Annotated in this window: 26 protein-coding genes and 2 pseudogenes; 13 read left to right on the top strand and 15 right to left on the bottom strand. The window is 68.7% G+C overall.

The features are described from left to right. Positions 1 to 26: 26 nt before the first annotated feature. The 7 genes from hemL to H7K34_RS20680 are packed head-to-tail and all read left to right on the top strand — an operon-like array spanning position 27 to position 7,322. Positions 27 to 1,358 carry a glutamate-1-semialdehyde 2,1-aminomutase gene (hemL, locus tag H7K34_RS20710; RefSeq protein ID WP_264063946.1) on the top strand — a complete coding sequence of 444 codons (1,332 nt, stop codon included), beginning with the start codon at positions 27 to 29 and terminating at the stop codon, positions 1,356 to 1,358. After that, on the top strand, positions 1,358 to 1,966 hold the full coding sequence (locus H7K34_RS20705; protein WP_264063945.1) for a histidine phosphatase family protein: 609 nt from the start codon (positions 1,358 to 1,360) through the stop codon (positions 1,964 to 1,966). Before hemL ends, H7K34_RS20705 begins: the two co-directional genes overlap by 1 nt. A 2-nt stretch (positions 1,967 to 1,968) precedes the next feature. Further along, positions 1,969 to 2,607: a TlpA disulfide reductase family protein gene (locus H7K34_RS20700; RefSeq protein WP_264063944.1), complete on the top strand. Its 639-nt coding sequence runs from the start codon at positions 1,969 to 1,971 to the stop codon at positions 2,605 to 2,607. After that, the gene (locus H7K34_RS20695) at positions 2,604 to 3,383 is read left to right on the top strand and encodes a cytochrome c biogenesis CcdA family protein (RefSeq protein ID WP_264063943.1); all 780 of its coding nucleotides are present in this window, start codon (positions 2,604 to 2,606) and stop codon (positions 3,381 to 3,383) included. Before H7K34_RS20700 ends, H7K34_RS20695 begins: the two co-directional genes overlap by 4 nt. 50 nt (positions 3,384 to 3,433) lie before the next feature. Further along, entirely contained in the window at positions 3,434 to 5,023 is a 1,590-nt protein-coding gene (locus tag H7K34_RS20690) for a cytochrome c biogenesis protein ResB (RefSeq protein ID WP_108926291.1), read from the top strand. Continuing rightward, positions 5,020 to 5,997: a c-type cytochrome biogenesis protein CcsB gene (gene ccsB / locus H7K34_RS20685; protein WP_264063942.1), complete on the top strand. Its 978-nt coding sequence runs from the start codon at positions 5,020 to 5,022 to the stop codon at positions 5,995 to 5,997. The genes H7K34_RS20690 and ccsB overlap by 4 nt, the downstream gene beginning before the upstream one ends. A gap of 32 nt (positions 5,998 to 6,029) precedes the next feature. Next, a complete protein-coding gene (locus H7K34_RS20680; protein WP_276059895.1) occupies positions 6,030 to 7,322 on the top strand; it encodes a MinD/ParA family ATP-binding protein in 1,293 nt (430 codons plus the stop codon). 18 nt (positions 7,323 to 7,340) lie between these two features. On the opposite strand, the gene H7K34_RS20675 is transcribed toward H7K34_RS20680, so the two are convergent. After that, positions 7,341 to 7,502: a hypothetical protein gene (locus tag H7K34_RS20675; RefSeq protein WP_108926134.1), complete on the bottom strand. Its 162-nt coding sequence runs from the start codon at positions 7,500 to 7,502 to the stop codon at positions 7,341 to 7,343. Between the two features lie 46 nt (positions 7,503 to 7,548). Between H7K34_RS20675 and H7K34_RS20670 the strand changes: the two genes are divergently transcribed. Then, positions 7,549 to 7,920, top strand: a complete 372-nt coding sequence (locus H7K34_RS20670) for a DUF4229 domain-containing protein (protein ID WP_372510822.1) — start codon at positions 7,549 to 7,551, stop codon at positions 7,918 to 7,920. A 2-nt stretch (positions 7,921 to 7,922) separates the two neighbouring features. Here H7K34_RS20670 and H7K34_RS20665 read toward each other — a convergent pair. Then, positions 7,923 to 8,931, bottom strand: a pseudogene (locus H7K34_RS20665) (beta-ketoacyl-ACP synthase III). A 100-nt stretch (positions 8,932 to 9,031) separates the two neighbouring features. Continuing rightward, the gene (locus tag H7K34_RS20660) at positions 9,032 to 9,904 is read right to left on the bottom strand and encodes a 1,4-dihydroxy-2-naphthoate polyprenyltransferase (RefSeq protein ID WP_264063939.1); all 873 of its coding nucleotides are present in this window, start codon (positions 9,902 to 9,904) and stop codon (positions 9,032 to 9,034) included. A gap of 34 nt (positions 9,905 to 9,938) precedes the next feature. Here H7K34_RS20660 and H7K34_RS20655 point away from each other — a divergent pair, with 34 nt between their 5' ends. Both H7K34_RS20655 and H7K34_RS20650 read left to right on the top strand, forming a co-directional pair. Next, positions 9,939 to 10,715 (top strand): S-methyl-5'-thioadenosine phosphorylase, encoded by a 777-nt coding sequence (locus H7K34_RS20655; protein WP_264063938.1) that lies wholly within the window; start codon positions 9,939 to 9,941, stop codon positions 10,713 to 10,715. Next, positions 10,712 to 11,755: an NAD-dependent epimerase/dehydratase family protein gene (locus H7K34_RS20650; protein WP_264063936.1), complete on the top strand. Its 1,044-nt coding sequence runs from the start codon at positions 10,712 to 10,714 to the stop codon at positions 11,753 to 11,755. The genes H7K34_RS20655 and H7K34_RS20650 overlap by 4 nt, the downstream gene beginning before the upstream one ends. Before the next feature lie 6 nt (positions 11,756 to 11,761). Here H7K34_RS20650 and H7K34_RS20645 read toward each other — a convergent pair whose 3' ends face one another. Beyond that, positions 11,762 to 13,357 (bottom strand): DUF7937 domain-containing protein, encoded by a 1,596-nt coding sequence (locus H7K34_RS20645; RefSeq protein ID WP_264064811.1) that lies wholly within the window; start codon positions 13,355 to 13,357, stop codon positions 11,762 to 11,764. 307 nt (positions 13,358 to 13,664) lie between these two features. On the opposite strand from H7K34_RS20645, the gene H7K34_RS20640 reads away from it, so the two are divergent. From H7K34_RS20640 to H7K34_RS20630, 3 genes are read left to right on the top strand one after another with little or no spacing between them, the layout of a single operon-like run. Then, on the top strand, positions 13,665 to 15,461 hold the full coding sequence (locus H7K34_RS20640) for a hypothetical protein (RefSeq protein ID WP_264063934.1): 1,797 nt from the start codon (positions 13,665 to 13,667) through the stop codon (positions 15,459 to 15,461). A gap of 12 nt (positions 15,462 to 15,473) precedes the next feature. Next, positions 15,474 to 16,133, top strand: coding sequence for a glycosyltransferase family 2 protein (locus H7K34_RS20635; RefSeq protein WP_264063932.1), 660 nt, complete (start codon positions 15,474 to 15,476; stop codon positions 16,131 to 16,133). Next, positions 16,130 to 16,792: a TIGR04282 family arsenosugar biosynthesis glycosyltransferase gene (locus H7K34_RS20630; RefSeq protein ID WP_264063930.1), complete on the top strand. Its 663-nt coding sequence runs from the start codon at positions 16,130 to 16,132 to the stop codon at positions 16,790 to 16,792. The genes H7K34_RS20635 and H7K34_RS20630 overlap by 4 nt, the downstream gene beginning before the upstream one ends. A gap of 77 nt (positions 16,793 to 16,869) precedes the next feature. Here H7K34_RS20630 and H7K34_RS20625 read toward each other — a convergent pair whose 3' ends face one another. The 11 genes and pseudogenes from H7K34_RS20625 to H7K34_RS20575 all read right to left on the bottom strand — a co-directional run bounded on the left by H7K34_RS20625 (position 16,870) and on the right by H7K34_RS20575 (position 24,637). After that, positions 16,870 to 17,085, bottom strand: a complete 216-nt coding sequence (locus H7K34_RS20625; protein WP_264064882.1) for a hypothetical protein — start codon at positions 17,083 to 17,085, stop codon at positions 16,870 to 16,872. A 7-nt stretch (positions 17,086 to 17,092) separates the two neighbouring features. Continuing rightward, positions 17,093 to 17,377: pseudogene (locus tag H7K34_RS20620) on the bottom strand (amino acid permease); the annotation flags it as partial. A 6-nt stretch (positions 17,378 to 17,383) separates the two neighbouring features. Then, positions 17,384 to 18,736 carry a hypothetical protein gene (locus tag H7K34_RS20615; RefSeq protein WP_264063928.1) on the bottom strand — a complete coding sequence of 451 codons (1,353 nt, stop codon included), beginning with the start codon at positions 18,734 to 18,736 and terminating at the stop codon, positions 17,384 to 17,386. Positions 18,737 to 18,747: 11 nt separating this feature from the next. Next, positions 18,748 to 19,824 carry an o-succinylbenzoate--CoA ligase gene (gene menE / locus H7K34_RS20610; RefSeq protein ID WP_372510862.1) on the bottom strand — a complete coding sequence of 359 codons (1,077 nt, stop codon included), beginning with the start codon at positions 19,822 to 19,824 and terminating at the stop codon, positions 18,748 to 18,750. A gap of 68 nt (positions 19,825 to 19,892) precedes the next feature. Beyond that, positions 19,893 to 20,216 (bottom strand): DUF3349 domain-containing protein, encoded by a 324-nt coding sequence (locus H7K34_RS20605; RefSeq protein ID WP_264063926.1) that lies wholly within the window; start codon positions 20,214 to 20,216, stop codon positions 19,893 to 19,895. A 51-nt stretch (positions 20,217 to 20,267) separates the two neighbouring features. Continuing rightward, positions 20,268 to 20,558 carry a hypothetical protein gene (locus tag H7K34_RS20600; protein ID WP_264063925.1) on the bottom strand — a complete coding sequence of 97 codons (291 nt, stop codon included), beginning with the start codon at positions 20,556 to 20,558 and terminating at the stop codon, positions 20,268 to 20,270. Next, on the bottom strand, positions 20,555 to 21,772 hold the full coding sequence (locus H7K34_RS20595) for an inorganic phosphate transporter (RefSeq protein WP_264063924.1): 1,218 nt from the start codon (positions 21,770 to 21,772) through the stop codon (positions 20,555 to 20,557). The genes H7K34_RS20600 and H7K34_RS20595 overlap by 4 nt, the downstream gene beginning before the upstream one ends. Before the next feature lie 97 nt (positions 21,773 to 21,869). Then, positions 21,870 to 22,277, bottom strand: a complete 408-nt coding sequence (locus tag H7K34_RS20590; protein ID WP_264063923.1) for a VOC family protein — start codon at positions 22,275 to 22,277, stop codon at positions 21,870 to 21,872. Positions 22,278 to 22,317: 40 nt separating this feature from the next. Further along, on the bottom strand, positions 22,318 to 23,214 hold the full coding sequence (locus H7K34_RS20585) for an SDR family oxidoreductase (RefSeq protein WP_264063922.1): 897 nt from the start codon (positions 23,212 to 23,214) through the stop codon (positions 22,318 to 22,320). Between the two features lie 57 nt (positions 23,215 to 23,271). Continuing rightward, on the bottom strand, positions 23,272 to 24,174 hold the full coding sequence (locus H7K34_RS20580) for a 1,4-dihydroxy-2-naphthoyl-CoA synthase (protein WP_108926149.1): 903 nt from the start codon (positions 24,172 to 24,174) through the stop codon (positions 23,272 to 23,274). 13 nt (positions 24,175 to 24,187) lie between these two features. Continuing rightward, positions 24,188 to 24,637, bottom strand: a complete 450-nt coding sequence (locus H7K34_RS20575; protein WP_264063921.1) for a nitroreductase family deazaflavin-dependent oxidoreductase — start codon at positions 24,635 to 24,637, stop codon at positions 24,188 to 24,190. Positions 24,638 to 24,663: the final 26 nt, after the last annotated feature.

Below are 24,663 nucleotides of genomic sequence, written 5' to 3'. Positions count from 1 at the left end.
TCGCGGAGGCTGGAACACTGGTCGGCATGGGCAGCACTGAGCAGACGACCACGTCTGTGGGCACCTCGGCGAGTTTGTTCGACGCCGCGTGCGCGGTGATCCCCGGCGGGGTGAACTCACCGGTACGCGCCTTCACCGCGGTGGGTGGCACGCCGCGCTTCATCACCGAGGCGCACGGCTGCTGGCTCACCGACGCCGACGGCAACCGCTACGTCGACCTGGTCTGCTCGTGGGGCCCGATGATTCTCGGCCACGCGCACCCGGCCGTGGTCGACGCGGTCGCCAAGGCCGCGGCCTCGGGGCTGTCGTTCGGGGCGCCGACTCCCGCGGAGACCGAGCTCGCCACCGAGATCATCGGCCGGGTGCCGGCGGTCCAGCGGCTGCGGCTGGTGAACTCGGGTACCGAGGCCACCATGAGCGCGGTGCGGCTGGCCCGCGGTTTCACCGGGCGCGCCAAGATCATCAAGTTCTCCGGCTGCTATCACGGCCACGCGGACGCGTTGCTCGCCGACGCGGGTTCCGGGGTGGCGACGCTGGGTCTGCCCTCCTCGCCCGGGGTCACCGGCGCCGCCGCGGCCGACACAATTGTATTGCCCTACAACGATATTGACGCGGTGCGCGAGACGTTCACCCGGTTCGGCGACCAGATCGCGGCGGTGATCACCGAGGCCAGCCCGGGCAACATGGGCGTTGTCCCACCGGCCGCTGGCTACAACGCGGCGCTGCGCGCGATCACCGCCGAGCACGGCGCGTTGCTGATCATCGACGAGGTGATGACGGGCTTCCGGGTCAGCCGAAGCGGTTGGTACGGAATCGATCCGGTCGGCGCCGACCTGTTCACCTTCGGAAAGGTGATGAGCGGCGGGCTGCCGGCCGCCGCGTTCGGCGGGCGGGCCGAGGTGATGGAGCGCCTCGCGCCGCTGGGGCCGGTGTATCAGGCCGGCACGTTGTCGGGCAACCCGGTCGCGATGGCCGCCGGGCTGGCCACGCTGCGTGCCGCCGACCACGCCGTCTACACCGCGCTGGACGCCAACGCCGGTCGGCTGGCCGGGCTGTTCTCCGAATCCCTCACCAATGCCGGTGTACCGCACCAGATTCCGCGAGCCGGCAATATGCTCAGTGTGTTCTTCGCGGACGCGCCGGTCACCGACTTCGCGTCCGCACGCAACAGTCAGACCTGGCGCTATCCGCCGTTCTTCCACGCCCTGCTGGACGCGGGCGTGTACCCGCCGTGCAGTGCCTTCGAAGCGTGGTTCGTTTCGGCGGCACTCGACGAGACCGCGTTCGAGCGCATCGCGGCCGCGTTGCCCGGCGCGGCGCGTGCGGCCGCAAGCGCGACCCGGGAGGGGAAGTCCTGATGGCCGAGCAAACCCGGGTGCACGTGATGCGGCACGGCGAGGTGCACAACCCCGGCGGCATCCTATACGGCCGGCTGCCCGGATTTCAGTTGTCCGACAAGGGGAAAGCGCAGGCGGCCGCGGTCGCCGACGCGCTGGCCGACCGCGACATCGTCGCGGTCATCGCCTCGCCGCTGCAGCGAGCCCAGGAGACCGCGACACCCATTGCGGCCGGGTTCAACCTGCCCATCGACACCGACCCCGATCTGATTGAGTCCGCCAACTTCTTCGAAGGCCGGCGGGTCAGCCCGGGCGACGGCGCCTGGCGCGACCCGCGGGTGTGGTGGCAGCTGCGCAACCCGCTCACGCCGTCGTGGGGGGAACCCTATCGCGAGATCGCGGACCGGATGTCCACCGCGGTGGACAAGGCGCGTGTCCGTGGCGCCGGCCACGAGGTGGTGTGCGTCAGTCATCAGCTGCCGGTGTGGACGCTGCGGCTGCACCTGACCGGCAAGCGGCTGTGGCACGACCCGCGGCGGCGCGAGTGCGGTCTGGCCTCGCTCACCACCCTGGTCTACGACGGCGACCGGCTGGTCGACGTCGAATACTCCCAACCGGCGGGCGCTTGAGCATGCGGCGACGCACGATCGCCGGGGTGGTGTTGGCAATCTCCGGATTGCTGACCGGCTGCTCGGCTGGTCACGACGCCGTCGCGCAGGGCGGCACCTTCGAATTCGTCTCTCCCGGTGGGAAAACCGACATCTCCTACGACCCGCCGTCGAGTCGTAGCCGCCCGGGCCCGCTGTCCGGGCCGGACCTGGCCGATCCCGCGCGCACGCTGTCGCTGGACGATCCGATCTTCTCGGGCAACGTCGTCGTCATCAACGTATGGGGCCAGTGGTGCGGGCCGTGCCGCGCCGAAGTCACCCAACTGCAGCAGGTGTATGACGCCACCCGCGAGTCCGGGGCGTCCTTCCTCGGCATCGATGTCCGTGACAACAACCGCCAGGCGGCGCTGGATTTCGTCAACGATCGCGCCGTCACGTTCCCGTCGATCTACGACCCGGCGATGCGCACCCTGATCGCATTCGGCGGCAAGTACCCGACCACCGTCATTCCGTCCACGCTGGTGCTGGATCGCCAGCACCGGGTCGCGGCGGTGTTCCTGCGCGAATTGCTGGCCGCCGACCTGCAGCCCGTGGTGCAGAAGCTGACCCGGGAAGCGCCGCCGGGACTGAGCACGCCGGCACGACCGGGTACGCCTCGATGACCGGTTTCGCACAAACCGCCGCCGCCGGGCCGTTACTAGTGGCGCTGGGTGCCTGCGTGCTCGCGGGGCTGGTGTCGTTCGCCTCGCCCTGTGTGGTGCCGCTGGTGCCCGGCTACCTGTCATATCTGGCCGCGGTGGTCGGAGTCGACGAGCAGCCCGGGTCCGGCGTGATCAAAGCCCCGCCGGCCGCCCGGTGGCGAGTCGCCGGATCGGCGGCGCTGTTCGTCGCCGGGTTCACCACGGTGTTCGTCCTGGGCACCGTCGCGGTGCTCGGCATGACGACGACCTTGATCAGCAACCAGCTGGTGCTGCAGCGGGCCGGGGGTGTGCTGACCATCGTGATGGGGCTGGTGTTCGTGGGCCTCGTCCCGGCTCTGCAACGCCAGGTCCGGTTCAGCCCGCAGCAGCTGACGACGGTCGCCGGGGCGCCGGTGCTGGGCGCGGTGTTCGCGCTCGGCTGGACACCGTGCCTGGGGCCGACCCTGACCGGCGTGATCACCGTCGCCTCGGCCACCGAAGGCGCGAATGTGGCCCGCGGAATCCTGCTGGTGATCGCCTACTGCCTGGGCCTGGGAATCCCGTTCGTGCTGCTGGCCTTCGGCTCGGCGCGCGCGGTGGCCGGCCTGGGCTGGCTGCGACGCCACAGCCGGGGGATCCAGATCTTCGGCGGCGCGCTGCTGATCGCGGTCGGGGTGCTGCTGGTCACCGGTGTGTGGAACGACTTCATCTCCTGGCTGCGCGACGCCTTCGTCAGCGACGTGAGGTTGCCGATTTGACCCCGCTGATCGTCGCGTATGTACGCAACACCTGGCGCGCGCTGACCTCGATGGGCACCGCGCTGGTGCTGTTGTGTCTGCTGGCGCTCGGCGCGATCCCCGGAGCGCTGCTGCCCCAGCGCAGCCTCAACGCCGGCAAGGTCGACGACTACCTGGCTGCCCATCCGACGATCGGCCCGTGGCTGAACCGGCTGCAGGCCTTCGACGTGTTCTCCAGCTTTTGGTTCACCGCCATCTACGTGCTGCTGTTCGTCTCTCTCGTCGGCTGCCTGACCCCGCGAATGATCGAGCATGCCCGCGGCCTGCGCGCCACGCCGGTCGCCGCCCCGCGCAACCTGGCCCGGCTGCCCAAGCACGCCAGCTCGCAGCTCACCCTGGCCGACGACGCCGACCTCAACGCCGTCGCGAACCGGCTTGCCGGCCGGCTGCACGGCTGGCGCACCGCCATCCGCCATGACGGAGACGCCGTGGAGATCTCCGCCGAAAAGGGCTACCTGCGCGAATTCGGCAACATCGTCTTTCACTTCTCGCTGCTGGGCCTGCTGGTCGCGGTCGCCGTCGGCAAGCTGTTCGGCTACGAGGGCAACGTCATTGTGATCGCCGACGGCGGCCCCGGCTTCTGCTCGGCGTCGCCGGCCGCGTTCGACTCGTTCCGCGCCGGCAACACCGTCGACGGCACGTCGCTACATCCAATCTGCGTGCGGGTCAACGACTTTCAGGCACACTACCTGCCGTCCGGACAGGCCACGTCGTTCGCCGCCGACATCGACTACCAGGACTACCCGTCCAGTCATGACCTGACGGCCAATAGCTGGCGGCCTTACCGGCTCGAGGTCAACCATCCGCTGCGCATCGGTGGCGACCGGGTGTACCTGCAGGGACACGGCTACGCGCCGAGCTTCACGGTGAGGTTCCCCGACGGGCAGACCCGCACCTCGACCGGGCAGTGGCGGCCCGACAACCCGCGGACCCTGCTCTCGTCGGGGGTGGCGCGCATCGACCCGCCGGCCGGCAGCTATCCCAACGCCGCCGAGCGTCGTAAACACGAGATCGCGATCCAGGGCCTGCTTGCTCCCACCGAACAACTCGACGGCGTGTTGTTGTCATCGCGGTTCCCGGCGCTAAACGCGCCCGCGGTGGCTGTCGACATCTATCGCGGCGACACCGGCCTGGACACCGGGCGCCCGCAGTCGTTGTTCTCGCTGGATCCCCGGCTGATCGAGCAGGGCCGGCTGACCAAGGAGAAGCGGGTCAACCTGCGCGCCGGTCAGGAGGTGCGGATCGACCAGGGTCCGGCGGCCGGCACCACCATCCGCTTCGACGGCGCCGTGCCATTCGTCAACCTGCAGGTCTCACACGACCCCGGCCAGATCTGGGTGCTGGTCTTCGCGGTCGCAATGATGGGCGGGCTGCTGGTGTCGCTGCTGGTGCGCCGTCGCCGGGTGTGGGTGCGCCTCGTTCCGGTCACAGAACCGGCCGACCAGCCCCCCGGTACGGTGAACGTCGAGCTGGGCGGCTTGGCCCGCACCGACAACTCCGGTTGGGGCGACGAGTTCGAAAGGCTTACCGAGCGATTGTTGACCGGGCTGAGCGAACCCGCTGCCGCCTCGCCCGCCAGGGCTGGAAGGGACGTCACATGAACACCCTGCACGTCAACATCGCCCTGGCGCGCTACTCCGACTGGGCATTCACCTCGGCGGTGGTGGTCCTGGTCCTCGCGCTGCTGCTGCTGGCCTTCGAGCTGGCCTATGCGGGTAGTCGTAGGGCGGACATCCGCGAGCGGGTGCTGGCCGGCTCGGTGGCCGCCGACAGCGCCACCCCCGGTGTCGTCGAAGACGTCGCAAGGCGGCCGGCCGACGAACGCGCCGGGCGAGCCGGGCTCGCGGTTGTCTACCTCGGCATCGGCCTGCTGCTGGCGTGCCTGGTGCTGCGCGGCCTGGCCACCATGCGGGTGCCGTGGGGCAACATGTACGAGTTCATCAACCTCACCTGCTTGTGCGGGCTGATCGCCGGCGCCGTTGTGCTGCGCCGTCCGCAGTTCCGCCCGCTCTGGGTTTTCCTGCTGCTCCCGGTGCTGATCCTGCTGACGGTTTCCGGCCGCTGGCTCTACACCAATGCCGCACCCGTGATGCCCGCCCTGCAGTCCTACTGGCTGCCCATCCACGTGTCGGTGGTCAGCCTGGGCTCCGGGGTGTTCCTGGTCGCCGGTATCGCCAGCATCCTTTTCCTGCTGCGCACCTCGCGGCTGGGGGAGCCCGCGGCCGAGGGCGCGTTGGCGCGGATCGTGCATCGGCTACCCGACGCGCAGACCCTGGACCGCATTGCCTACCGAACCACGATCTTCGCGTTCCCGGTGTTCGGCTTCGGGGTCATTTTCGGAGCCATCTGGGCCGAGGAAGCCTGGGGCAGGTACTGGGGATGGGATCCCAAGGAGACGGTTTCGTTTGTCGCGTGGGTGGTATACGCGGCCTACCTGCATGCCAGATCGACCGCGGGATGGCGGGACAGAAAGGCCGCCTGGATCAACGTGGTCGGGTTCGTAGCCATGGTCTTCAATTTGTTCTTCGTTAACCTGGTGACAGTGGGCCTGCATTCCTATGCGGGCGTGGGCTGACAGTTAGGAATCGACACCGCAATCAAGGGGGAATGCACGTGTCTGAGCAATCAACGGGAGGCGTGGGGGCGCCTGAACATCCGACGACTGAGTTGTCTGGCCGAGAGTCACCTCAGCAGCCGTCCGGCGACTCATCGGACGGCAACGCGCCGACTCGAGCCTTCGCCGGCTTCCGCACCGAGCGCCGGGTCCCGGCAACGGATAGGCGGGAAGCGCAGCCCGTCACCTCGCCGCCGCCAGCTGGCATGCCGCCCTGGGATTCCACGCCGGTGACCGGCATCCCGCGGGTCGATCCGACCGCGTACGGCGCCTATTACAACGGCCACGCCGAGGCGCCGTCGCCGCAAGCGGCGGCCCCGTATCGCCCCGAGCACGTGCCACACACGCCCTATCCGGAACTGTCCACGGGCATGCTGTTGCGGCCCATCAAGCCGCCGCCGTCGGAGGGCTGGCGCCGGTTGGTCTACGTGCTGTCCGGCCGGATGATCAACCTGGGGGAGAGCCCGCGCGCGGCCCGGCAGAACAATTTGGTGGCGCAGGTCAACCGGCCGTTGCGTGGCTCCTACCGGGTCGCGGTGATCTCGCTGAAGGGTGGCGTCGGCAAAACCACGGTCGCTGCCACCCTGGGTGCCACCTTCGCCGAGGTTCGCGGCGACCGGGTGGTCGCCATCGACGCCAACCCCGACCGCGGCACGCTGAGCCAAAAGGTGCCACTGGAGACGGCGGGCACGGTGCGTCAGCTGCTGCAGGACGCCGGGACCGTCGAGCGCTACAGCGATGTCCGCCGTTACACCTCGCGGGGCCCCAGCGGATTGGAAGTGCTGGCCTCGGAGAGCGATCCGGCGGTATCTGAGGCATTCAACGCCGACGACTACACCCGCACGCTGGGAATTCTGGAGCGCTACTACGGCTTGGTGGTCACCGACTGCGGGCCCGGCCTGCTGCACTCGGCGATGTCGTCGGTGCTGGAGAACGCCAACGTTCTGATCGTGGTGAGTTCTGGCTCCATCGACGGCGCGCGCAGTGCCTCGGCGACGCTGGACTGGTTGGACGCACACGGCCACGAAGCGCTGGTGCGCAATTCGATCGCGGTCATCAACGCGGTGCGCCCACGCAACGGCAAGGTCGACATGAACAAGGTGGTCGATCACTTCTCCCGGCGTTGCCGGGCGGTGCGGTTGGTGCCCTACGACGCTCATCTCGACGAGGGCGCCGAGGTTCATCTGGATCAGATGCGGCGCGAGACTCGCGAAGCGCTCATCGGCTTGGCCGCGGTTGTCGCAGAAGGGTTTCCGGGAGATCAGCCCAATCTGGGTGTCGGGTAGCCAGCGCCGTCGGAGCGGTCAGCGCAGGGTGTCGTCTCCGTTTCCTAACCGGCGCATGAAGTCTGGATCGTCGTCTGGTCCGATGACGCGCGACTTGGGCCGGTGCATCTGCGACCGGGCCGCGCGCCAGCCAACGTAGATCAGCGTCCCCAGAACCAGGACGACCACCAGGTAAAGCACTCGACACCTCCTTTGAGCGAATATACCCGCGCCGTAGGCTCGACCTGTGTCAGAAGGGCCGAGCGACAACAGCACTGGGGATAAGCCTGCGGACGGCGCGCCGGAGCGCGGTTCAGATCGCGTGGCTGTCGAGATTTTGCTCTACGCGGTGGCGCGCCTGCTGCTGGCGGCCGTGTTCACCGGCGTGATCTACCTGGCGGCCCGGCTGCTCGGGGTTAGCCAGTTCCCTGTCGTCGTTGCCGCACTGTTCGCGTTGATCATCGCGATGCCGCTGGGTATCTGGGTGTTCAGCCCGCTGCGCCGCCGCGCCACGGCCGCACTCGCGGTCGCCGGCGAACGCCGTCGCGCCGAACGCGAACAGTTGCAGGCCCGATTGCGCGGCGAGGCGGTATCCGAAGACGAACCCGACGAGAGCTGAGCTCAGCCGTTGGGCATCCGCACGACTTGTGCGGCATAGCTGAGGCCCGCACCGTACCCGATCAGCAGCGCCAGGTCGCCGGGCTTGGACGCCCCGGTGCCCAGCAGCTGGGCCATCGCCAGCGGGATGGACGCCGCGGACGTGTTTCCGGTGTGCTCAATGTCATTGGCGACGATCGCGTCGGGCCGCATATCCAGATTCTTGGCCAGCACTTCGTTGATCCGGGCGTTGGCCTGATGCGGGATGAAGACGTCGATCTGATCGGATCGCACACCCGCGGCGTCCATCGCCTGGCGCCCGACTTTGCCCATTTCGAATGCCGCCCAACGGAACACCGCGCTGCCTTCGAGCCGAAGGAACGGGCGTGGCCCGGTGGGGTTCTCGGTGTAGGCGATCCAATCGATGTCCTGGCGGATGGCCATGGCCTGTTCGCCGTCGCTGCCCCACACCGTCGGTCCGATGCCCTGTTCGGGCGTCTCACCCACCACCACCGCGGCTGCGCCGTCGGCGAAGATGAAGCAGTTGCTGCGGTCGAGCATGTCCACGGTGGGGGGATAGTTTCTCCGACCCGATGACCAGCATCTTGGCGACGCTGCCGCCGCGGATCATGTCGGCCGCGACGCCGACCGCGTAGCCGAAGCCGGCGCATCCGGCCGAGATGTCGAAGGCGGGCACGCCGGTTGCGCCCAGTCCCGAGGCAACCGCCGGGGCGCTGGCCGGGGTCTGCAAAAACTGGGTGCTGGTGGCGACAATGACTCCGTCGATGTCGGTGGGCTGCAATGAGGCTTTCGCGAGTGCTGCTCGGCTGGCCTCGATCGACATCGAAGCGACCGATTCGTCGCGGGCGGCGAATCGGCGCGTCTTGATTCCGGTGCGGGTGTAGATCCACTCATCGGACGAGTCGATGTTGCGGCACAGCTCCTCGTTTGTGACCACGCGCTCGGGGCGGTATGCCCCGACGCTGAGCAGTCCGATGTTCTTTGGCCCGCTAGTCGCGGCGATCTGCTGCATTGCGCTCCTCGCTCGGTGTTATCCGGCTAGCGATGTAATGGCTGTCACACCTGACGCTAACGCTTGTTATCGGAATCCGGCGAGCTCTTCGAGAAGACAGTCAATGCGCGAGCGCCAGCGCCGCGGCCACCGCGGCCGCCCAGACCAGCATTGCCAGCCCGGTGTCGCGCAGCACTGCGATCAGCTCGGGCCCGCCGCGGCCGGACCGCACCGGCCCGGCGGCGCGCAGCGCGAACGGCGTGGCGACCAGCCCCGCCGCGCACCACGGCGTCGCCAGCATCAGCACCAGGGTCAGCACCCCGGCGATCGCCAGCAGCCCTTGGTAGAACACCCGGGTGCGGGCATCGCCAAGACGTACCGCCAGCGTGATCTTGTGCGCCAGCGCGTCGGTCGGGATATCCCGCAGATTGTTGGCGACCAGCACCGACGACGACAGCGCGCCCGTCGCCACCGCCAGCACCAGCCCGACCCAATCGATCCGCAACGCCTGGGTGTACTGCGTGCCGAGCACGGCGACCAGGCCGAAGAACACGAAAACCGCGACCTCGCCGAAACCCGCATAGCCATAGGGCCGCGACCCGCCGGTGTACAGCCACGCCCCGGCGATGCACGCGACGCCGACCGCAATCAGCCACGGCGCGCTGGTCAGCGCCAGCGCCAGGCCGGCCGCCGCGCCCACCGTGAGCGATGTCACCGCGGCGGTCAGCACCGATCGCGGCGTCGCCAGTCGCGAGCCGACCAGTCGCGCCGGGCCGGTTCGATCGTCGTCGGTGCCCCGGATGCCGTCGGAGTAGTCGTTGGCGTAGTTGACCCCGATGATCAACGCGAGTGCGACGGCGAGCGCCAGCAGCGCTTTCCACCACACGGCGCAGTGCAGCCATGCCGCGGCGCCGGTGCCCGCGATGACCGGGGCGACGGCGTTGGGCAGCGTCCGCGGCCGGGCCCCCGAGATCCACTGCGCAAAATTGGCCACCAGGGCATCCTGCCCTATGGACCACAATGGGCGGATGCTCGGAGTGATCGGCGGCAGCGGCTTCTATACGTTCTTCGGCTCCGACGTTGCGCACGTCGAGGTGGACACCCCATACGGCCGGCCCAGCGCCGCGGTCACGGTCGGCACCGTTGGGGGCCACGATGTCGCCTTCCTGCCCCGACACGGCGCCACACACGAATTCTCGGCGCACACCGTGCCCTACCGCGCCAACATGTGGGCGCTGCGCACGCTGGGCGTGCGCCGGGTGCTCGCGCCGTGCGCGGTGGGCAGCCTGACGCCCGCCCACGGTCCGGGTGCGGTCGTGGTGCCCGATCAGCTGGTGGATCGCACCAATTCCCGTGCCGACACCTACTTCGACTCCGGGGCGATTCACGTCGACTTCGCCGACCCGTATTGCCCGACGCTGCGCGACGCCGTCACCGGCCTGCCCGGCGTCGTCGACGGCGGCACCATGGTGGTGATCCAGGGGCCGCGATTTTCCACCCGCGCCGAAAGTCAGTGGTTCGCATCGGCGGGCTTCACTCTGGTCAACATGACGGGATACCCCGAGGCGGTGCTGGCGCGTGAACTCGAAATATGTTATGCCGCAATAGCTTTGGTAACCGACCTGGATGCCGGCGTCAGCGCCGGCGAGGGCGTGAAGACGGTGGACGTCATGGTGGAATTCGAAAAGAACATCGAGCTGTTCAAGGAACGGGTGCGCGAAGCGATTGGCCGGTTGGACGCCGAGCGTGACTGCGCGCACTGTCTGGCGCATACCGGCGTGACACTGCCGTTCGAGCTGCCATGAGGGTGCTGTTGACCGGCGCGGCCGGCTTTATCGGGTCGCGGGTGGACTCGGCGCTGCGCGTTGCCGGCCATCAGGTAGTCGCCGTCGACGTGTTGTTGCCTGCCGCGCACGGCCCAAACTCGGTGCTGCCGAATGGATGTCATCGGGTCGACGTCCGTGACGGCACGGCGCTGGCCCCGCTGTTGGACGGTGTCGATCTGGTGTGTCACCAGGCGGCGATGGTGGGCGCCGGCGTGGACGCTGCCGACGCCCCCGCCTACGGCGGCCACAACGACTACGGCACCACGGTGCTGCTGGCGCAGATGTTCGCCGCCGGGGTACGCCGCCTGGTACTGGCGTCGTCGATGGTGGTGTACGGGCAGGGCCACTACGCGTGTCCCGATCACGGGCCCGTCGACCCGCTGCCCCGGCGGCGTGCCGACCTCGACGCCGGCAAGTTCGAGCATCGCTGCCCGGTCTGCGGTGCGCCGGTCAGGTGGCTCCTCGTCAGCGAGGTTGCCGCCCTGCGGCCGCGCAGCCTGTATGCCGCCAGCAAGACTGCCCAGGAGCACTACGCGCTGGCATGGTCGGAGTCGACGGGCGGCTCGGTGGTGGCGTTGCGCTACCACAACGTCTACGGCCCCGGAATGCCGCGCGACACCCCGTATTCAGGAGTGGCGGCGATCTTTCGTTCCGCGTTGGAAAAGGGTGAGCCGCCAAGGGTTTTCGAGGACGGCGGCCAGATGCGTGACTTCGTCCACGTCGACGACGTGGCGGCCGCCAACCTCGCCGCGGCGGCCCACCTTTGCGCAACGGACGGCGCTGGGTTCACGGCGGCCAATGTCTGCTCGGGACGGCCGATTTCGATCCTGCAGGTGGCCACGGCGATCTGCGAGGCACGCAACGAGCCGGTGTCCCCGGTGATTACCGGGCAGTATCGCAGCGGCGATGTGCGCCACATCGTCGCCGACCCGGCGCGAGCCGCCGAGGTGCTGGGTTTTCGCGCGGCGATCGATCCGCGCGACGGGCTGCGCGAGTTCGCGTTCGCGCCGCTACGCTAACCCGCGTTACGACGGGTTTTGCGGGGGCCGGTAAATCTGGGGCTTGGCGACGGGTATCTGCCCGGTGGCCGAGTCGTCACCGCGGAAGATCCGCGGTGACCCGGCCAGTAACGGTATTGCGGTAGTAGGCGATTCGCCCGTGTGGATGCGCGTGGTCTGCCCCGCCGAGGGCGGGGCAGCGGCGGTCGGGATGCGTGTCGTCGGTGCATGCGCGTTCTCCGCGACGGCACGCTTGCGGGCGGCGCGGCGCCGTAGGCGCCGGCGGGTGAAGTGCCCGGTGATGACCGCCGCTACCAGGATGCACAGCGACAGCGCAGCTAGGGCCACGTCGAAGGTGCTGGTGATCTGCTGGGCGAGATCGTTTCCGTAGACCGGATTCGGCGCGCCCGCATTCGGCGCTTCCAGGAATCGCGGCGCCAGCACGACGCCGACGATGACGCGCGAAATGCTTAGCGTGGCAACGAGTCCACACAGTGTCGTGATCAGCCGGGCGGATACTGAACCGTCGCCCAGTTTGATCCGTAGCCAGATCGCCAGCGCCGCGGTGGCCACGTCGAACGCGGCCAGCACCACGCTGTCGTAACGCGAGTACGGGTAGTCCAGGCTCACCGCGACGGCCAGGTCGGTGATCCGCATCGCCACCGATCCCAGGCACCAAACGATGATGAGCAGCAAGCCGGTCCGGGCCGCTGCCCGCCAGGCACCCTCCTCGGACGACAAGGTGCGGGCACGGCCGAACAGTGTCCGCGGCACGAAAATCGCGGCGGCCGCTGCCCACGCCAGATAGCCCTCGAAGCCGACGCCCGCCGTCGACGTGTTCTGCGCGATGCCGTGGAACGCGTCGATGTCACGGCCGGCGGGCAGGAACCAGACGACGACCCCGGCGACCAGTGTCGAGGCCCCCAGCGCGATGGTCGCCAGACGCGTTGCCCGGGTACCGCGAAGCAGCCACCGCGAGGCGACGAGCACCGCGATCAACGCCACCAAGCCGTACACGGCCGCAGTCGTGATGACCGCGATGTTCTGCTTACCGAAGCCCGCCGAGTCGCCCAGCGCGTACTTCACTCGCCAGTACAGGGTGAAGCCAAAGCTCAGCACCGCGGCCAACATCGAGACGTAGCCGATGATCTGAGCGGACCGCTGCCGCCCATCGGACGTGTCGTCGTCCGCGGCGGTCGTGTTGCTGGTCGACTGCGTGCTCAGTAGCGCACCGGCGACTCCTAGCCAGGCCCCCGGTCCGACGCCGCCCGGCACGGTCACGGTCCCACCGAAGCGGACGGTCTCAAACATGTCGAACCCGACGAAGGCGAGCACCAGCAGCAAATAGGGAGCGTTGAGCGCCAGCCGAACCCCGCGAGTCGTGCGCCCGGAGCCAGGCAAAGCAATCGCGATCAGGGACAGCAGCGTCACCGCGATCAGCACGGCGAACACGGTCGTGTTGCTGTCGGGGATCGCGATACCGAAGTACAGATTCCACGGCAGCAGCGGCGCGAGGAGCAGTAACACGGCGGCAGTCAGATCGGCGACGATGTTGCGCTGGCGGGCCGGGGCCCCGGCCGGCGGCGGGCCCGCAGCGGTCTGCTGCGCCGGCCCACCCGTGATGGGGCCGGTGGGCGCCTCTTCGCTGCTCTGACTCACGGTTCCCCCCGGGTATCGAGGACGGCTACTGACGGCCCAAATTCGCTTTGGCGGCCGGGGAACCCCCTGCCGAGGCGACTTCGTTGCTTACTTGGAAACATAATCTCCGTTCGGACGACGCGGGAGTGCGTCCCCCTGGTCTGGGAACGCGGTTACGCTGCGCCTGTAGGCGAACGGGGTCGCCTGGATGATTGTTACTGCCGACGGTACCGAAGTTTAATGATGCCGGGACATGCTGGTTGCGGGGTGGGCCAGCCGAAGGAGAGCAGGGATGGACGTCGTTTTGGGGGTCGCTGTCACAGGCCCCGTCGCCCGCTTGGCGCTTGTCGGAGCGGGTGCGGATGGTAGTGACGTGATCGACCAATCCGTCGTCGACCTGGCTAACAACCCGGTTCAGCAGCTGACCGAGACCGTGGTCGGCACCAACCGGCTGCTGGCGAACGAGAACCACCGGCTGGTCGGGACCCGGCTGTGCTGGACGGACCACCCCAGCGCCGACCAGCTGCGGCAGGCGCTAGAGGATTCCGGTGTCCACAACGTCGCGGTGCTGTCGCAGTCGCAGGCGGTGACCGCTCTGATGCGTGCGGCGGGCCGGTCCGGCGGTGTGCTGGTGCTCGACGAGAACACGGCGACGCTGTCGGTGGTGGGCTCGGCCGAAGGCGACCCGGACGCGCCGCCCACCATGTTGGCCAGCGAGCTGCTGGGCGGCGACGCCACCGGCACGTTGGACACGATGATGGCCCGGCTCGGCGAGTACCCGGACGCCACCAGTGACGTGTACCTGGTGGGCGACTCGTCGGACCTGACCGGGGTCGCCGACCAGCTTCGCGACGCCACGATGCGGGTGCAGATTCCCGAAGACCCCACCTTCGCGCTGGCCCGCGCCGCCGCGATCGCGGCCGCACCACCGACCGGCGATTCCACCGCGATGGCCCCGGCGGTCGGGCTGACCGGCGACGCGACCGCGATGGCTCCCGCGGCCGGACTTACCGGCGACGAAACCGCGATGGTCCCGGCCGGGTTTGGCGATCCTCCGCCAGCCGATGAGCAGCTGGCGTACTCGATGACCGAAGACGACGCCGACCTGCTTGAAGGCGAGTTCGACGAATTCGACGACTACTACGACGACGATCCGGACGCCGAGACCGGCCCGTTGAAACTGAGCCGACGGTCGTTGCTGGTCGGCAATGCCGTGATCGCGTTCGCGGTCGTCGGAGTGGCGTCGCTGGCTGTCGCGGTGGTCGTCGCTGTCCGGCCGACCGCGAGCCAGGAGCCGGTGGTCGGACACCAGAACGCTGCCCCCGGCAAGTTCATGCCGCTGTTGCCGACGCAGCAGCAGGCGCCGGTGCCCCCGCCGCCGCCCGAAGCGCCCAACGCGGGATACCAGGGCGGGATCATTCCGGCTCCGGCGGTGCCACAGGCGCCGGTGCCCGGCGTCGGCCCGGCACCCGTCGGTCCCGCTCCGGTCGTTCCCGGTCTGGTGCCCAATCCCAATGGGCCGATCCCGATTCCGGTGCCGATCATCATCCCGTACCCGGGCTGGCGGCCACAGCCATGGGTGCCGCCGTACTACCCGCCGTACACGCCGCCGACCGCAACGACGCCGACCACGCCGACGACCGTGACTACGCCGACGACCACCCCGACCACGACGCCGTACACACCGCCGACGACATCCACTCCGATTACGCCGACGACGACCGTCGCGCCGACGACAACCCAATACACGCCGCTTACACCGACGACCACCGTCGCTCCCACCACGGTCGCTCCCACGACAGTTGCGCCGACGACGGTCGCGCCGACGACGGTCGCCCCGACGACGGTCGCGCCGACCCAGCAAACCCAGCAGACCGTGCAGCCGACGCAACAGACTCAGCAGCCGACGCCGCAGACCCAACAGCAGACCCAACAGCAGACGGTCGCCCCGAAGCCGCCCACACAGCAGCAGACCGCCGCGCCGAAGCCGCCCACACAGCAGCAGACCGCCGCGCCGAAGCCGCCGCAGACGGTGGCTCCGAAGCCCCCGTCCAGCGGAGGCGGCAGTCACTCGTCGTCCGGGTTCTGATCCCGAGTTGGTATGACGTCCGGCGATCTGGTCACGGTGGTGCTGCCGTGTCTGAACGAAGAGGAGTCGCTGCCGGCGGTGCTGGCAGCCATTCCCGCCGGCTTCCGGGCGCTGGTGGTGGACAACAACAGCACGGATGACACCGCCGGAGTGGCCGCTCGGCACGGTGCCCAGCTGGTCGCCGAACCCCGGCCCGGATACGGGTCGGCGGTGCACGCCGGTGTCCTCGCCGCGACCACGCCGATCGTGGCCGTGATCGACGCCGACGGGTCGATGGATGCCGGCGAATTGCCGCGGCTGGTCGCCGCGCTCGAACAGGGCGCGGACCTGGCCCTCGGCCGGCGCCGGCCGGTCGCTGGGCTGCACTGGCCGTGGGTCGCGCGGGTCGGCACCGTCGTGATGAGTTGGCGGCTGCGCACCCGCCACGGGCTGCCGGTGCACGACATCGCGCCGATGCGGGTCGCCCGCCGGGAGGCGCTGCTGGGTCTGGGCGTCGTCGATCGAAGGTCGGGGTACCCGCTGGAACTGCTGGTGCGCGCCGCGGCCGCCGGCTGGCGCGTGGTCGAACTCGATGTCAGCTACGGCCCCCGCACCGGCGGTAAGTCGAAAGTCAGCGGGTCGCTGCGGGGCAGCATCACCGCGATCCTGGACTTCTGGAAAGTCATTTCATGACCGACCTGCCGGTGACCCTGCTGGTGGTCGCCAAGGCGCCGGAGCCCGGCTTGGCCAAGACACGGCTCGCCGCGACGGTCGGTGACCGGGTCGCGGCCGATATCGCCGCGGCGGCGTTGCTGGACACGCTTGATGCGGTGGCGGCCGCACCGGTGGCTTCGCGGGTCGTGGCGCTCACCGGCGACCTGGCCGCGGCCGCCGCCGCGACCCAGATCCGGCAGCGGCTTGAGTCGTTCACGGTGTTCGAACAACGCGGTGGCGATTTCGCCGACCGGCTCGCCAACGCCCACGCCGATGCCGCGGACGGCTTTCCGGTGCTGCAAATCGGAATGGACACCCCGCAACTGACCGCCGAACTGTTGACGGACTGCGCGCGCCGGCTGCTGCAGGCGCCGGCCGTGCTCGGGCTGGCCGACGACGGCGGTTGGTGGGTGCTCGGCGTGCAGGACCCGGCGATGGCCGAATGTCTGCGTAAGGTGCCGATGTCTCGATCAGACACCGGAGAACTTACCTTAAAAGCACTGCGCGACAACGGTATTAATGTGGTGCCGGTGCAGCGACTGGCCGACGTCGATGTCGCCGACGACGTCGCCGCGGTGCGAGAAGCTTGCGGGCCCGGCAGCCGTTTCGCTCGAGCCACCCGTGCGGCCGGACTGTAGCTGGCAAGCGCGCATCCGCGGCGTTGGCTGTGCACTCAGGGCGGCAAAATCGCCGGATTCACACCATAGCTGCACGCTCAACGCCGCCGACGCACAGTCGTTGCGCGCCCGGCGATTCCGACGGCGAATACCGCCAGGCCCACGATCGCCGATTCCCACGGCAGGGTGGCGACCAGTACCAGGCATCCGACCAAGCCGCAGACGCTTATGACGCGGCGCCGACGCATTGTGTACGTGGCGGCGTTGGCGATCGCGTAGTAGACCAACACCCCGAACGACGAAAAGCCGATCACTGCGCGCGAATCCCCACCCGGCGATGAAGCCCCACCACGGGCCGAGGCGTTCGCGCCCGTAGATATACGTTCCGCCCGACGTCGGATACACCGCGGCCAGTTGCGCGGACGATGAGGCGTTGCAGTAGGCGATCGCGGCGGCCAGTGCCAGCCCGATCAGCAGGCCGGTACCGGCGGCGCGGGCGGCCGGGCCGAACGCGGCGAACACTCCGGCACCGATCATCGAACCCAGCCCGATGACGACGGCGTCGGTCGTATTGAGCCGACGCGCCAGCGCGGGCTGATCCGCCATGTCCGCCTACCAGTTCGTGACCAGGACGGTGTTCACCACCAGCGCGCCGGCGGCGTTGACCGCCAGCCACATCCGGTGTGACCGCACCGGCAGCAGCGCGGGTGCGGCGGTGAGCCAGATGGTGAACGGCAGCCAGATCCGTTCCACCTCAGCCTTACTCAGCATGCTGAGATCGGCGCAGGCGATCGCGGCCAGCATGGCCAGCAACACCAGGTGAAAGCCGCAGCGGCGGCGGATGGCGGCAACGTCGAACACCCGGGTGATGCCCGCGACGCCGCCCAGGCCGATCGCGCACACCACGCACGCTAGATTGGCCCACCACCAATACTGGAACGGCCGGTCGTGGGCGATTCCTTGCCAATATCGTTGCTGCACAAGGTTGTAGCCGTCGAACCAGTAGAACCCGGCGACGGCGAAGGTCACCGCCACCGCCAGCGCGGCCAAAGTGGCGGGGCCCAGGGCCCGCAGCGCCGCTCGGAAGTTGCTGGCCGACGCCAGCACCGCCGCGGCGGGCAAGCCCATCAACATCAGGCCGTAACTCAGGAAGACGCCCCAGCCGAGCAGCAGGCCCGCGGCGGCCGCGACCAGCGCGGGGTACCGAACCTGGCGGTGCACGGCCACCGCCAACAATGCGATGCCCCAAGCGGTGACACCGGCGAAGTAGCCGTCGGCCGAGACCGCCACCCAGATCGCCGTGGGGGCTATCGCGACGAATGGGGCGGCGCGGCGCGCGGTCTGCTCGCCGGCCAATGCGCGGAGCGCGATCACCACGGCCGCCGTCGCGCTGGAGCCCACCAGCAGGCACAGCAGGCCCGCCCAGGTGCCGCCGTGCAGGCCGATCCGGTCCAACCAGACGAACGTCAACAGCGCGCCGGGTGGATGCCCGGAAACATGGGTGATCCACGAGTTGGGCTGGTAGTCGAGAATCCGGCTGGAAAACGTGCGTACCGCCGCGGCGATGTCGGTGATTCCGGGTACCTGGGACACGTACTCGTCCCTGGTCGTCAGCCGGCCCGCGAAGCCGCGCTGCCAGCCGTCGATCATCGCCAGGGCGAACGCCCATCCGCAGGCCAGCGCCCAACTGCCCAACGTTAACGTCCGCCACGAAAGTCGTTGCGCCACACCGGGCCCCCACAGCACGGCGGCGATGGCGAGCAGAATCGCCGGCGCGGTTCCCCAGCTGGCGTGGATCTCCCAGGCGCCGAACAGTGGGGCCGATTGGTCGTGCGTGGCGAAGCGCTCCGGGCCGATGTCGAGGCGCGGCCTGACCCCCCAGGGCAGCGACGGCAGCACAACCGCGGCCGCCACCAGGGCGGCACCGATCACGGCGGCCAGCATTTCCCGGCGAGCAACCCTCACGATCGATCAGCCTATTGATCGGCGGCGAACCGGCGCATCAACGCAGCTCGGTCCAGCTTGCCGATGCCGCGGCGCGGTAATGCGTCGACGATGCGCAAGTCGCGCGGCGCGGCGGTGCTATCCAGGGTGCGCGCCACGTGTGCCCGCAGCGCGTCCAGCGTCGGCGGCGCAAAACCGTCCCGCACCACGATCGCGGCGACCACCCGCTGTCCCAGCCGATCGTCGGCGAGACCGAACACCGCACAGTCGCCGACGGCGGGGTGGGTGCCCAGCACCGCCTCGACCGGTTGCGGCAGCACCGTGAGGCCGCCGCTGCTGATCGCGTCGTCGGCGCGGCCCAACACGGTCAGCACACCGGACTCGTCGACGGCGCCGAGGTCGTCGGTGCGGAACCAGCCGGCCTGCCCGAACGGGTCGGGATCAATCGGGTTGCGATAGCCCTTGGCCACTGTCGCGCCGCCGATCACGATGCGGCCGCCGGCTTGCACGCGCACCCGCACACCGTCCAGCGCGACACCGTCGTAGACGCAGCCCCCGGCCGTCTCGCTCATGCCGTAGGTGCGGACCACCGTAATTCCCGCAGCCGCCGCGGCGTCGAGCACCGGCCGGGAAGCCGGTCCGCCACCGAGCAGTACGGCGTCCAATTCGGCCAGCGCCGCCGCGGCCGCCGGATCGTCGAGCGCCTTGGCCAGTTGGGCGGCAACCAGCGACGTGTATCGGCGGCCCGGCCCCAGTTTGCTTACCGCGCACGCTAATTCGCCGGGGTCGAAGCCGCAGGAAACGTCCAGCTCGACGGGCGTCGAACCGCCGAGCACGCTGCGCACCAGCACCTGGATTCCGGCGATGTGATGCGGCGGCAATGCCAACAGCCAGCTGCCCGGTCCGCCTAGACGGTCATGGGTGGCGGCCGCGCTGGCGGTCAGCGCCGCGGCAGTGAGCAAGGCACCCTTGGGTGTGCCCGTGGTTCCCGAAGTCGTTGCCACCAAGGCGATGTCGTCGTCGATAGCTTCGCCTACCCGCAAGGCCCGGGGCTCGACGTCGGAATCCGGTGACACCGCAACGAAACCCGAGTCACGACCGGCCAACACCCGCTCCAACGCGGGCAACAGCACTGCGGCAGCGGAGCCGGGTGAAACACGCAGCGCACGCAGGACAGCTATGCGTGCGCTCCGCCATTGAGTTCGTCGTACTCCTCGTCGCGCGGGTCGTCCAGTGGCCAGCCCTTGTCTTCCAACCGGGCCCGCACTCGTTCGATGTCCGCTGGCGAGGGCAGCTCGTCGGTGAGTTTGCTGATCAGCACGCCGATATCGATGTTGTCGAAATCGCCGCGCGCCATCAGCTCATTGGCCACCAGCTTGACCTCGTCGTTCGACAACCGGTTGGCCAGCAGGGCCAGTAAAGCGAAGGTATCCGTCGGTGGGATGCCTTCCGGATATCCTGCCCGCAGCCACGAGACGACTGAGGTAAGGAATCGGTTCATTCGATCAACTCCGCCCGGGGGCTCGGTAGTTCGGTGGACGACGATTCGATGTTACTTAATCTTGGCGCCCAGGAACGGGTAGCCCGTGTGGTGCGCAATGAAATCGCGGGCGATGTAGAGCACCCCGATGACAATGACCGTGACAACCAGCGCGTAGATCACCCAGGCCAACCCGGACAACATCGGGTTGCGCTGCGCCGTGCTGCCGGTGCCTCCGGCGCCGAGGGCCTGCAGCCTGATGCCGAGGGCGAACAGCCCCGGCAGCGCGGCTCCGGCCAGCATGCTGAAGAGAAGAATCTTCAGCGTGGCTTCGTAGTTGAACCAATCGCCGAAGTGACTCATGAAGCGCTCCCCGCACTCACCGTGTCGTCTCCCACCCTAGGGCCCTGTTGATTGCTCGGAGGCTTGTCACTGTCCGAGTCCAGTCCGGCGGTCAGGTCGCCTTTCCACTCATCGTTGACGTTGTTTTGGTCGACCTTGTTCTTGCGCGACCGCAGGTAGATGGTGGTCGAGACCGCGACCAGCAGCGCGAAGCCGACGACGGCGCCGGGGTAGCCGCCGATGTAGTGGACGATCCAGTAGGTGACGGCCCCAACCAGGCCGGCCAGCGGAAGCGTCACCAGCCATGCAACAGCCATCCGGCCGGCCACGCCCCAGCGGACCTCACCGCCGGGCTTGCCTAGCCCGCTGCCCATCACCGAGCCGGTGCAGACCTGGGTGGTGGACAGCGCGTAGCCGAAGTGCGCGGACAGCAGAATGACTGCGGCCGAAGATGATTCGGCGGCCATGCCCTGGGGCGACGAGATTTCGACGAGTCCCTTGCCCAGGGTGCGGATGATTCGCCAGCCACCCAGGTAGGTGCCGGTGGCCATCGCCACGGCGCAGGCCACGATGACCCACAGTGGCGGGACCGCGGCGCTTTTGCTGACCGACCCATAGGACATCAGCGCCAGGAAGATGATGCCCATCGTCTTCTGGGCGTCGTTGGTGCCGTGCGCCAGTGAAACCAGCGACGCCGAGCCGATCTGGCCGCGCCGGAACCCAGCCTCGGTGCGCTCCTTCTGCAGGCCCCGGGTGATCCGGAAGACCGCCCAGGTTGCGATCGCGCCGACGAAGAGGGCCACGAACACCGACACGACGGCCGGGATGATCGCCTTGGACATCACGCCCTGCCAGATCACCCCGTGGGCGCCCACGGCGGCAATCGTGGCGCCGACGATGCCGCCGATCAATGCGTGTGAGGAGCTCGAGGGGATGCCGAGCAGCCAGGTCAGCAGATTCCAGACGACGCCGCCGACCAGGCCGGCAAAGACCAACTCCAGTGTGACGACGCTCGAATCGATCAGGCCCTTGGCGATCGTCGCCGCGACTGTGGTGGACAGGAACGCCCCGATTAGGTTGAGCACCGCGGACAGCGCGACGGCCGTCTTGGGCTTCAGCGCGCCGCTGGCGATCGACGTCGCCATCGCGTTTGCGGTGTCATGGAAGCCGTTGGTGAAATCGAAAGCCAATGCCGTAACAACGGCAATGATCAAGAGGAACAGTTGTATGTCCACAGGCCCTGATTCTGGTGGTAGGAGGATTAAATTGTCGAATGCTGGGACCGGTGAAACTCAGGTTAAGCACGACTCGTCGCCAGATGTTACCTGTCAGTTAACCGGACTTTCCCTGCCGTTCACCTCGGCTGTCGCGGCGCAGCGGGTGCTCCGGCGGCACCTCGACGAAGATCAGCGTAATGCCGTCCGGATCGGTCACCTGCATCTCGCGCAAACCCCACGGTTCGCGGCGCGCCTCGCGGGTAATCGGCACCCCGCGGCCCACCAGTTCGGCTTGGGTTGCCTCGATGTCGCGGACCTGTAGCCACAGCGCCCCGGGAAAGGGTACCGGGGTGTGGTCGGGGGAGCCGAAACCGGCCAGCTCCAGCAGCGACTGGCCGGCGAAAAAGACTGTGCCCGCGCCGTAGTCGCGCCAGATCGCCAGGCCGATCTCGTCGCGGTAGAACGTCAACGACCGCTGATAGTCCACCGGCCGAAGCAACATCCGACTGGCCAGGATCTCCATAGTGTCGTGTCTATCACAGCGCCTGTTTTGCAGGCCCTGCTCAGCTATCGCTCGTGCGGTTCGGCTGCAGGTTCTGGCGCGCCATGATGGTGTTCACCCAGCGCGGCCCGACGGTGTCGAGGGCGCGGGCCGCGATCGCCATCCGCGGAGCGATCCGCACCGGCCGGGTGCGGGCGGCGGTGACCATCCACTCGGCGGCTTCCTCGGATGTCAACGCCGGCAGCCCGTCGTAGGCCTTCGTCGGCTCGATCATCGGGGTGGCCACCAGCGGGTAGTACAGGGTCGTCGAGTGCACGCCGCGCTTACCCCACTCGGTTTCGGCGACGCGGCTGACCGCCGACAGCGCCGCTTTGGATGCGTTGTAGGGCGCGAACAACGGCGAGGCCTCCGACAGCACCCCCCAGGTCGAGACGTTGATGATGTGGCCGTCGCCGCGATCGAGCATTCCCGGCGCGAGCCCGCGGATCAGCCGCAACGGCGCGTAGTAGTTGAGCACCATGGTCCGCTCGACGTCGTGCCAGCGCTCCAGCGACTCGGTCAGCGGGCGGCGGATGGACCGGCCCGCGTTGTTGATCAGGATGTCGACCCCGCCGAGACGCTTTTCGACGTCGGCCACCAAAGCGTCCACGGCGTCCATGTCTGAGACGTCACACGGAATCGCCAGCGCCGTACCACCCGCGGAGGTGATCCGGTCCGCGAGCTCGTCGAGGCGGTCCTGGCGGCGGGCGACGACTACCACGGTGGCACCGCGCTCGGCCAACCGTTCGGCGCCGGCTTCGCCGATACCCGACGATGCCCCGGTCAGCAGGATCCGCTTCCCGTCCAGGTCGATCGGCTTGATTGCGGGGCGATTGACCAGCACTTGCGGCGAAATGGGCGGGCGCATGCTGGCCAGCACAATCTGGTCGGCGAACCGGCGAAGCGGACTCTTACTCACAGGCCCGAAGTCTAGGCGGCGCGGTTCACCGGCTGAGCGGTCCGGCGCGCGGGCAGCTCAGAAATAGCGCGGGAACGGGCTCCAGTCCGGGTCGCGCTTCTGCAGGAACGCGTCGCGGCCCTCGACGGCCTCGTCGGTCATGTAGGCCAGCCGGGTGGCCTCTCCCGCGAACAGCTGCTGACCGACCAGACCATCGTCGAGCAGGTTGAACGCGAACTTGAGCATCCGCTGCGCCTGAGGGGATTTGGCGTTGATCTCGGCGGCCCAGCCGATGCCGACCTTTTCCAGCTCGGCGTGCTCGACGACCTCGTTGACCGCGCCCATGTGGTGCATCTGCTCGGCGGTGTAGGGGCGCCCGAGGAAGAAGACCTCGCGGGCGAACTTCTGGCCTACCTGGCGGGCCAGGTAGGCACTGCCGTAACCGCCGTCGAAGCTGCCGACGTCGGCATCGGTCTGCTTGAAGCGGGCGTGCTCGCGGCTGGCCAGGGTGAGGTCGCAGACCACGTGCAGGCTGTGCCCGCCGCCGGCTGCCCAACCGTTGACCAGGCAGATGACCACCTTGGGCATGAACCGGATCAGCCGCTGCACCTCGAGGATGTGCAGTCGTCCCGCGCGTGCCACGTCGACGGTGTCGGCGGTCTCGCCGGCGGCGTATTGATAGCCCGAACGCCCGCGGATGCGCTGATCGCCGCCGGAGCAGAACGCCCAGCCACCGTCCTTCGGCGACGGGCCATTGCCGGTCAGCAGCACCACGCCCACGTCGGGAGACATCCGGGCGTGGTCGAGCACCCGGTACAACTCGTCGACGGTGTGCGGCCGAAACGCGTTGCGCACCTCGGGCCGGTCGAACGCCACCCGAACCGTGGCGTCGTCGACGTGGCGGTGATAGGTGATGTCGGTCAGATCGCCGAAGCCGTCAACAGGCCGCCACGCTTCTACATCAAATGGGTTACCGCTCAAGGTTATTCAACTCCTATGCCGGGTCGAGGCGGAATACCGTGCAGCGGCCCGCCAGGCCCTCGAACTCGTCGGGACTGCCCTCGGTGACGAGTCCGGCCCGCTTCATGAAGCCCACACCCGTGGGCACCTGTTTGGGAAACACCCGCAGAATCGGTCGCGCCTCGGGGGCGGGCAACTCGACCATCCGCATCCGCTGGGTGCGGCGGCCGCGTGCCACGGTCGCGAGCCCTGCAGCCCGCGCGTTGGCCACCCAGTCGGCGCCCGGAAACCCGGCCACGACGTACTGTTTGCCGTCGACGGTCATCGGTGTCACCGGTGTCGAGCGCTCGCGTCCGGATTTGCGTCCCGACACCGTCAGCACGACGGGGCTCTCGCCGCCGAAACTCATTCCCAGCCGCGACATCTGGATGAAGACTTTGTTCGCCGGTTTCAGCCACCAGGGCGGCTTTATCCGTTCAGCCATGCGACCACACTAATCATCGCCGCCGA

The organism is Mycobacterium montefiorense (assembly GCF_025823255.1).
In the GTDB taxonomy this organism is placed as follows: Bacteria; Actinomycetota; Actinomycetes; order Mycobacteriales; family Mycobacteriaceae; genus Mycobacterium; species Mycobacterium montefiorense.
The sequence above is the reverse complement of the archived record's forward strand: the minus strand, read 5'-3'. Positions and strand labels throughout refer to the sequence as shown.